At 65.4% G+C, this 8873-nt stretch carries 7 protein-coding genes, 1 tRNA gene and 1 pseudogene; 3 read left to right on the top strand and 6 right to left on the bottom strand.

Features of this window, described 5'->3' with window-relative positions; genetic code table 11:
- From VFT73_RS02025 to VFT73_RS02000, 6 genes are all read right to left on the bottom strand, one after another.
- Positions 1-2543: glutamate synthase central domain-containing protein (locus VFT73_RS02025; RefSeq protein WP_326408472.1), on the bottom strand; the 2543-nt coding region annotated here is incomplete at its 3' end.
- Positions 2540-3322, bottom strand: a complete 783-nt coding sequence (locus tag VFT73_RS02020; protein ID WP_326408471.1) for a DUF2059 domain-containing protein — start codon at positions 3320-3322, stop codon at positions 2540-2542. The genes VFT73_RS02020 and VFT73_RS02025, both read right to left, overlap by 4 nt.
- Before the next feature lie 53 nt (positions 3323-3375).
- Positions 3376-3951 (bottom strand): DUF2059 domain-containing protein, encoded by a 576-nt coding sequence (locus VFT73_RS02015; protein WP_326408470.1) that lies wholly within the window; start codon positions 3949-3951, stop codon positions 3376-3378.
- Positions 3948-5396, bottom strand: coding sequence for an NAD(P)-dependent oxidoreductase (locus VFT73_RS02010; protein WP_326408469.1), 1449 nt, complete (start codon positions 5394-5396; stop codon positions 3948-3950). Before VFT73_RS02010 ends, VFT73_RS02015 begins: the two co-directional genes overlap by 4 nt.
- A 160-nt stretch (positions 5397-5556) precedes the next feature.
- On the bottom strand, positions 5557-6366 hold the full coding sequence (locus tag VFT73_RS02005; protein ID WP_326408468.1) for an undecaprenyl-diphosphate phosphatase: 810 nt from the start codon (positions 6364-6366) through the stop codon (positions 5557-5559).
- Between the two features lie 86 nt (positions 6367-6452).
- A complete protein-coding gene (locus VFT73_RS02000) occupies positions 6453-7391 on the bottom strand; it encodes a complex I NDUFA9 subunit family protein (RefSeq protein ID WP_326408467.1) in 939 nt (312 codons plus the stop codon).
- Between the two features lie 74 nt (positions 7392-7465).
- On the opposite strand from VFT73_RS02000, the gene VFT73_RS01995 reads away from it, so the two are divergent.
- The 3 genes and pseudogenes from VFT73_RS01995 to VFT73_RS01990 form a co-directional block, all read left to right on the top strand.
- Positions 7466-7552, top strand: a tRNA-Leu gene (locus VFT73_RS01995).
- A gap of 179 nt (positions 7553-7731) precedes the next feature.
- Positions 7732-7893, top strand: a pseudogene (locus VFT73_RS15260) (DUF6538 domain-containing protein); the annotation flags it as partial.
- 15 nt (positions 7894-7908) lie between these two features.
- Positions 7909-8873: hypothetical protein (locus tag VFT73_RS01990; RefSeq protein ID WP_326408466.1), on the top strand; the 965-nt coding region annotated here is incomplete at its 3' end.

The following is an 8873-nucleotide window of genomic DNA, read 5'->3' as shown; positions in this document are numbered from 1 at the left end:
TCGTTCACGCCGCGCGCGAATTGCAGGTAGGTCGAATAGCTGTCCGTCGCGACGGCCGTCTGCAGCAGGTGCATCAGCTGAGCGGAATAGGCGTGCGTCTCGCCACCGTGGCGCTGGCGGTAGAAACCGCCGATCGGCAGGTTCACGACTGCCGGATCGAATGCAGCCCGGTGCCGCATCCGCGCGTTCAGGTGGAGCGACGCATAGCCTTCACCCGAAATCTTCGCGGGCATGCCGGGGAACAGATCGTTGACGAGCGCGCGGCTGAGCCCGACCGCTTCGAAATTATAACCGCCGCGATAGCTGGAGATCACCGCGATCCCCATTTTCGACATGATCTTCAAAAGGCCGTCGCCGATCGCCTGCTTGTAGCGGGCGATGCAGCCTTCAAGGTTAAGGCGCCCGAACAGCCCGCGCGCGTGCCGGTCGGCGATCGACGCCTCGGCCAGCCACGCATTCACCGTCGTCGCGCCGACGCCGATCAGCACCGCGAAATAATGGGTGTCGAGGCATTCCGCCGAACGGACGTTCACGGAAGCGTAGGAGCGCAGCCCCTTGCGCACCAGGTGCGTGTGCACCGCCGCCGCGGCGAGGATCATCTGGATCGCCACGCGATCCGGGCCGATCCCTTCGTCGGTCAGGAACAGCTCGGTCCGCCCTTCGCGCACCGCACGCTCGGCTTCGGCGCGGAGACTGGCGATCGCGGCCCGGAGCTGTTGCGGCCCGCCATCGGCCGGATAGGTGCAGTCGATGACCGCAGCCTGGACGCCGAACGACGCCCTCAGCCGGTCCCAGTCCGAGCAGCTTAGCAACGGAGTCTCGAGCACCAGCACGCTGGAATTCTGACCCTCGATATCGAGGATGTTGGCGAGATTTCCGAAGCGCGTGTTCAGGCTCATCACCTGCTTTTCGCGTAAGGAGTCGATCGGCGGATTGGTGACCTGGCTGAAATTCTGGCGGAAGAATTGGGCGATATTGCGCGGCTTGTCCGAGATGACGGCAAGCGGCGTGTCGTCGCCCATCGAGCCGACCGCTTCCTTCGCGTCCTCGACCATCGGCGACAGGATCAGCTCCATGTCCTCCAGCGTCTGGCCGGCGGCAAGTTGGAGGCGGGTCAGCTCGTGCCCCTGCGAACGCAGGGGCCCATCTGCCCCGCCGCTCTGGGCCCCTGCTTTCGCAGCGGCACAAAGGTCCTCAAACCTCCGAAAGCCCGCTACCATTCGCTCGTACGGCTGCTCGGCGGCGATCCGGGCCTTGATCGCGCGGTCCTCGAACACGCCGCCGGCATCCAGGTCGACCGCGATCATCTGCCCCGGCCCGAGCGCGCCCTTCTCGACCACGCTCGTCTCAGGGACGACGACCATGCCCGTCTCCGACCCGACGATCAGCAGCCCGTCGTCGGTGCGCGTGTAGCGCAGCGGCCGCAGCGCGTTGCGGTCCATGCCCGCGACCGCCCAGCGGCCGTCGGTCATCGCCAGCGCGGCCGGCCCGTCCCACGGTTCCATGACCGAGGCGAGATAGGCGTACATCGCCTTCTGGTCGGGCGGCAGGTCGGCCGCGTTCCAGGCCTCGGGCACCAGCATGATCTTGGCGGTCGGCGCGTCGCGGCCGGATCGGCAGATCGCCTCGAACACCGCATCCAGCGCTGCCGTATCGGACGCGCCGGCCGGGATCACCGGCTTGATGTCCTCCGACGCCTCGCCGAACGCAAGGCTGGCCATTTTGATCTCGTGGCTTTTCATCCAGTTGGCGTTGCCGCGGATCGTATTGATCTCGCCATTATGGGCGAGGCAGCGGAACGGCTGGGCCAGCCACCATTGCGGGAAAGTGTTGGTCGAATAGCGCTGGTGGAAGATAGCGACCCGGCTCTCGAAGCGCTCGTCTTGCAGATCGGGGTAAAAGAGGCTGAGGCTCTCCGCCAGGAACAGCCCCTTGTAGACGATCGAGCGGCACGACAGCGAGCAGATGTAGAAGCCGGCGATCTGCGCAGCGATCACCTTCTTCTCGATCCGCCTGCGGACCAGGTACAGCTTCTTCTCGAAATCCGCCGCGCTCTCGGCATCGGGCAGCGGCCCGGCGATCATGATCTGCTCGATTTCGGGCCGCGTAGCCTGCGCCTTCGTGCCGATCACGGAGACGTCGACCGGCACCTGCCGCCAGCCATAGATGGTATAGCCGGCGTCGATCACTTCGGATTCGACGATCGTGCGGCAGGTCTCCTGCGCGGCAAGGTCGGTGCGCGGCAGGAAGATCATGCCGAGCGCGAGCCGGTTCGGCCGCACCTTGTGCCCGGAGCTCTCGATTGCATCGTCGAAGAAGCGGGTGGGGAGGTCGAGGTGCAGCCCGGCGCCGTCGCCGGTCTTGCCGTCCGCATCTACCGCGCCGCGGTGCCACACCGCCTTCAGCGCCTCGATCGCGGATGCGACCACGCGGCGTGACGCGCGGCCGTCCGTCGCGGCGATCAGCCCGACGCCGCATGCATCGGATTCGAACTCCGGCCGATACATGCCCTCGCGGGCGAGACGGGTGCGCTGGCCGGTCATCGCCCGCCGCGCATATGGCGCTCGAGCGTGGCCTTCAGCGCTTCGCCCAGGCGCGGCCCAACAGTATCGATCATGGCGTTGGTCTCTGCCACGGCAATCGCATTTGCCTCCTGCTGTAGCGGGATCATCTTTTGGGCTGCGGTCGTTTGAGCGAAGCGCGTCAGTTGGGGCACATCTTCGGGACGCACGATCTGCATGCCGGCGACTGCTGCTTCATTCGTGATTGCCTGCATGCTTTTTTCGTCAAGCCGACGCCCACCCTGCTGGGCAATATCCATCGCCTTTGCCTGGGCAGCGGCGGTGGATTGTGCGAGCATACGCTGACCGACCGGGGACAAGTAGAAGTCACGCACCTCGACCAATTCGGCGACAGTGAGCCGCTGGGTAAACAGTTCGCGATACCGCTCGCGCATCCGCGTTATCGCGGCGGGCATGGCGCGAGAGAGCTCTGTGTCGAGCGTTTGGCGGAGCGCGAGGATCAAGCCAGGCCGGAGCTGCTCCATTTTTGCGATATTCGGATCCGCATCCAGCCTCTTCATAAAGCCTGCGCGCGCGGCGGTGCGGGCATCCTGTGCCAGCTTGTCGGGGTTGAGGATGAGATTGATCAACTGGTCGGCCGCATCTGCCGGTGCAGCCTGGACAGGCTGTGCCGCTGCTGGAGCAGAAATCGCAGGAGCCAGCGTCGCGACGAGGTAAATCGGGAGGTGCTTCATTCTGAATGCCTTCTTCAAGCCGCTGCCGCAATGGAAGCTGCCGATTGCGATGTAGAACTCAGACATTGGTGCATCTTTTCGGCGACGTGACGCCGATGGCAGACGGCGGCGCTGGTCATTCATGAGCTGGTTTGCGCCTTGCGGGGCAGCATCTCCTGCTCGGCGCGTTCGAAAGCGCGGCGGCCGGCTTCTTCGCCGGCCTTGCGCCCGATCTCCTGGCCGGCAGCAGCGAGCCGTTTTTGCAGATCGGGGGCGAGGCTCAGCATCTTCGCGCCGGTTCCCGACGTATAGAAGGCGATCAGGTCGCGCAGTTCGCTTTCGGAGAAGGTTTTCGCATATTCGGCCGCCGCGCTTTCCTTCAGGTCCGGGTAGCGCGCGCGCAGCGACCTGAAGAATTCCTGCGACAGGATGGTGACGAACCGGTCCTGCCCGCCCTCTCCCTTTTCCAGCAGGACGCGCATTGCGTCGCGCGTGTCCAGATCGCCTTGCAGCGCGCCGATCACCGCCTGCGCAAACACCGGCATCAAGGGCACGAACATCTGGTCGAACGTCTGCTCGAGATTGAGGAGGCCGACGAGCTGGCGTGCGGCGGCCAGACGCGCGGGGTTGGCCGCCTCCGCAGCGGCTTGCGGTGCGGGCTGCGCGAGCGCGGGCATGGCGATGCCCAGCATGAGCGCGGGCCAGATCGGTTTCATGCGGCTTTCCTCCCCTGGGTTGCACGCGCCTTGAGCCAAGCGTGCATTTTTTCGGCGACGTCCCGACCGTCACGGATCGCCCAGACGACGAGGCTGGCGCCGCGAACGATGTCGCCGGCGGCGAAGATGCCGTCCAGCGATGTCATCATGCTCTGGTGGTCGATGCGGAGCGTGCCCCAGCGGGTGACGCCGAGCTCGGGCGTGGCAAACATCGCCGGCAGTTCTTCGGGATCGAAGCCAAGCGCCTTGATGACGAGATCGGCGTCAAGGCGGAAGCCGCCCTCCGCGTCCGGCTCCGGCGCCCGCCTGCCGCTCGCATCGGCGGCACCCAGCCGCATCCGGGTCGCGTGGACGCCCGAGACCCAGCCATTCTCCGCCGCTTCGAACGCTTCGGGGGCGGAGAGCCAGAGGAACTCGACGCCTTCCTCCTCCGCATGCGCGACTTCGCGTTGCGATCCCGGCATGTTGGCACGGTCGCGGCGATAGAGGCACTGGACCGACTTCGCGCCCTGGCGAACCGCGGTGCGCACGCAGTCCATCGCCGTGTCGCCGCCGCCGATCACGACGACATGCTTGCCTTGGGCGTTCAGCGTGCCGTTGTCGAACGCCGGAACCCGGTCGCCGAACCCCTTGCGGTTGGACGCGATCAGATAATCGAGCGCCTCGACGATGCCGGTCGCGCCGGCGCCCGGCGCCGTAACGCCGCGCGCCTTGTACACGCCCGTCGCGATCAACAGCGCGTCGTGGCGGGCGCGGAGCTCGGCGAAGGGCAGCGCGCCGCCCACATCCGCACAAAGGTGGAAGACGACCCCGCCTTCCTCAAGCCGTGCCACGCGGCGGGTGACGATTTCCTTTTCCAGCTTGAACCCCGGGATGCCGTAGGTCAGCAGCCCGCCGGCGCGGTCATGGCGGTCATAGACATGCACGTCATGGCCCGCGGCGCGCAGATATTCGGCCGCAGTGAGCCCCGCCGGCCCGGCGCCGATCACGCCGACCGACTGACCGGTCGGGTGCCCCGGCCGCAGCGGCTCGACCCAGCCTTGTTCCCAGGCGGTGTCGGTGATGAACTTTTCGACCGACCCGATCGTCACCGCGCCGTGGCCGGAGAATTCGATCACGCAATTGCCTTCGCACAACCGGTCCTGCGGGCAGATGCGGCCGCAGATTTCCGGCATGGTCGAGGTCGCGTTGGACAGCTGATAGGCTTCGCGCAGCCGCCCTTCGGCGGTCAGCCGCAGCCAATCCGGGATGTGATTGTGCAGGGGGCAATGGACAGCGCAATAGGGGACGCCGCATTGCGAGCAGCGCCCCGATTGGGCGGCTGCGTCGGCCACCGCATAGCGGTCGGCAATCTCGCGGAAATCCTCGGCGCGCAGCTCGGCCGGGCGCTTGGCCGGATAGGCTTGCCCCAGATCGACGAACTTCAGCATCCTCCGATCGGCCACACGCACGCCCTCCTTCGCTGCCGTTATCGCAGCGCATTTCGAGGAGAGTCACGCAGAAATTCGGCAGTAAGTCAGCTATGCTGACGTTAATGCGCGCGATATCGAGCTAAATCGCTGTCACTAGCATCAATCTGGCATGATGATGGGCTTCATACCGGACCTATCTTGCCAGCAGCCACACCAGCGCGAGGCTGCCGGCGACGATCCGGTACCAGGCAAAGGGCGCGAATCCCCGGCGTGAGATCAAGCCGACGAACCAGCGGATCACGACGATCGCGACCAGGAAGGAGACGACGAAGCCGACACCCACCAGCCCCCAATCCACATGACCGGACGTCAGCTCCTCATGATTCTTGATCACCTCCAGCGTCGTCGCACCAAGCATCGTCGGCACTGCGAGGAAGAAGCTGAACTCCGCCGCGGTTCGCCGCTCCACGCCGAGCGCCAGCGCGCCCATGATCGTCGCGCCGGAGCGGCTGACGCCCGGGATCATGGCCAGGCACTGGAGCATTCCGATGCCGAGCGCCTTGCGCCACGGTACCGCGGCGACGCCAGGCTGTTCGTCCGGTGCCTTCACCAGCGCCTCGATCACCAGGATCGCGATGCCACCCAGCACCAGCGCGACCGCCACGACCACGGCATTGCCCAGCAACGCGTTGATCTGGTCGATCAGGATCAGTCCGAGGACGACCGACGGCACGAAAGCGAGCAGCAGGTTGCCGATGAAACGCAGCGCGGTCGCCTCGCCCTTGAACAGCCCTGTCGCGACCGCCCAGAAAGTGCGCCAGTAGAGCACGATCACCGCCAGGATCGCGCCCAGCTGGATGATCACGTTGAACGTCGCCCAGGTCTCTGCCTTGTAGCCCAGCAGTTCCGACGCAAGGATCAGGTGGCCGGTCGACGAAACCGGCAGGAACTCGGTCAGCCCCTCGACGATGCCGAGCAGGATGGCGGTAAGGAGGAGGGGCATGAATCAATCCGTTCGTTTCGAGCGAAGTCGAGAAACGGTCCGCGCAGTCGTGTCTCGACTTCGCTCGACACGAACGGGAATGGGAATCAGCCCTCCGTCGCCCGCACTGCGCCGAAGCGGCCGTGCTTGCGATACTGGACCAGCCAGCCCGGCGCGACCGCTGCGAGCGGAGTCGGCGTGACGCCGAACGCGTCCAGCCCGGAAGTGCCCGGCGCGGGCACATTGTCGCGCTGGAGCATCAGCCACTGATCCCAGGTGATCGGCGCGCCAGGCGCCCAGCCGCCGAACCGTGCCATGGCGGCAACCGCCGCATCGGGAAGGGAGACGAACTTCGGCGAGCGTCCGGTCCAGTCGGCCAGCCGGTGGAGCAACTCTGTCATCGCGATCGGCTCCGGGCCGGCGATGTCATAGCTCTTGCCGCCATAGCTTTCCGGATCGGCCACGGCCCTTGCGATTGCCTGCGCCAGGTCGGTCACGAACACCGGCTGGAATCGGGTCTGCCCCCGCACTACCGGCACGACCGGCCATTTGACCATCTGAGCGAAGCGGTTGGTGAATTCGTCCTCGCGCCCGAACACGATCGACGGGCGGAGGATGGTGGCCGCCGGGAAGGCGGCGCGCACGGCGGCCTCGCCTTCGCCCTTGGTGCGGCCGTAGCGCGACGGCGAGTCCGGGTCGGCGCCGATTGCCGACAGATGGGCCAGCGCGCGGACGCCGGCAGCCGCCGCGGCTTCGGCGACGTTGCGCGCGCCATCGACATGGATGCCCTGGAAATCGCCGCCCAGCACGCCGACCAGGTTCACAACGGCGTCGGAGCCGGCGACCGCGCGCTCCACGGATTTCTTGTTCCGCACGTCGGCGGCAAGGAACTGGATGCGGCCGATCCGGCCGAGCCGCAGGAAGAAGGCCGCCTTCGGATCGCGCTGGACGACGCGGACGCGCGCACCCGCTTCGAACAATTGCTGGATGAGGTAGCGGCCGATAAATCCGCCGCCGCCGAATACCGTGACGATCGCGTCTTTCATGCCCGCGCCCTTGCCTTGCCGAAGTCCGGTTGACAAGCGCGCAGAGCCGCCGCTAAGCGCGCCGCCTACCCCGTGCCCAGGTGGCGGAATTGGTAGACGCACCAGCTTCAGGTGCTGGCGCTCGCAAGGGCGTGGAGGTTCGAGTCCTCTCCTGGGCACCAGGGGTTCTCAACGAACTGAAAATCTTGGGGAATCGTCGAAAAGACGGTTCCCCAAGCGCGTCTGCTACACGGAACTGCTACACAATCCGGGCGTCAAACCTCAGCTAAGTGCCCGCGATCCGGTCAGAAAACGTCGATCTGACTGCTACACAAAGCTGCTACACAATCGTCCAGTTGGATTGTGCCTGCGAGGGGGCCAGTTCTACTATCGGCGTCGTGTCCCGCGCGATGTCGGAAGCCTTTTTGGTCGAGCAGAGATTTGGCGTTCATTGCGGACGGACAGCCTCAAACTCGCTCTGCGGCGGTTGCCGGGAACGATGGCGCGAGTAGAGTCCGAAATTGAAAATTGCCGCTCGATGGCTGGTCTGACCGTGGACCTGACGCTGATCGAACCGTCCCCGGACGAGCTCTCCACGGGCCGTCTAAATGGAGCCGGGGCAAGCGGGGCGGGGGAGCAGTCGACTCCGCAGGTTGACGAGGTTCCCTGCCTTACCTTCGGAGAAGCCTATAAGCGCTATTTGGCCGATCCAACGCAGGCATGGTCGGCGCGCACACGTGAAGCCTATGAGACCAGCCGCAGGTTGGCCGTGTCCGTCATCGGCAATGATATCGTGATGAGCACGATCTCACGGACCCATGTTCGGGATTATCTCGACGTGCTGCGCTTTTTGCCCCGCAATGCTGCCAAGCGCTTCCCGAAACTGACCCCGCGCCAAGCAGCCGAACTCGCGCGTGAGCGAGGCGATGTCACACTGATAAGCGCGGCCAATGCAAACGCCTGCATCGGCAATCTCTCCACCTTCTTGAACTGGGCTGTGAACGAAGAACTTCTCGCTCGAAACCCGATCAAGGGGCTCCGCTTGCCCGATGATACGGCGAAGAAGGATAAGCGTTCGCCCTTCAGTCCCGCCCAGCTTCGACTGATTTTTGACGCGCCGCTATATCGAGGCTGTCTCGATGGGGAGCGTGGCTACGCAAGGCCGGGACACCAGCGCCCGCGCAACGCGCGCTTCTGGGTCCCGCTGATCGGGTTACACACTGGCATGCGTCTAAACGAGATTTGCCAACTCGACGTGGCCGACGTCCGCCTCATTGACGGCATCAACTGCTTCGTCGTCACTGAGGCATCGCTAACTGGCGCGCGAGATAAGAACCTGAAAACTGGCGCGAGCGAGCGAATGGTGGAGCGCCATCAGGATGTCGCCCTTGTCGAGCAGCCGGATCGCGGCTTCCAGTTGATCGCGGCCATCGAGGCTCGATCCGTTGCCGACATCGCTGAACACGACGACCGCGCCGAGCTTCTCCAGCTTGGCCTTCTGGG

The organism is Sphingomonas sp. (assembly GCF_035758555.1).
In the GTDB taxonomy this organism is placed as follows: domain Bacteria; phylum Pseudomonadota; class Alphaproteobacteria; order Sphingomonadales; family Sphingomonadaceae; genus Sphingomonas_B.
This window is presented reverse-complemented; position numbering and strand designations above follow the sequence as displayed.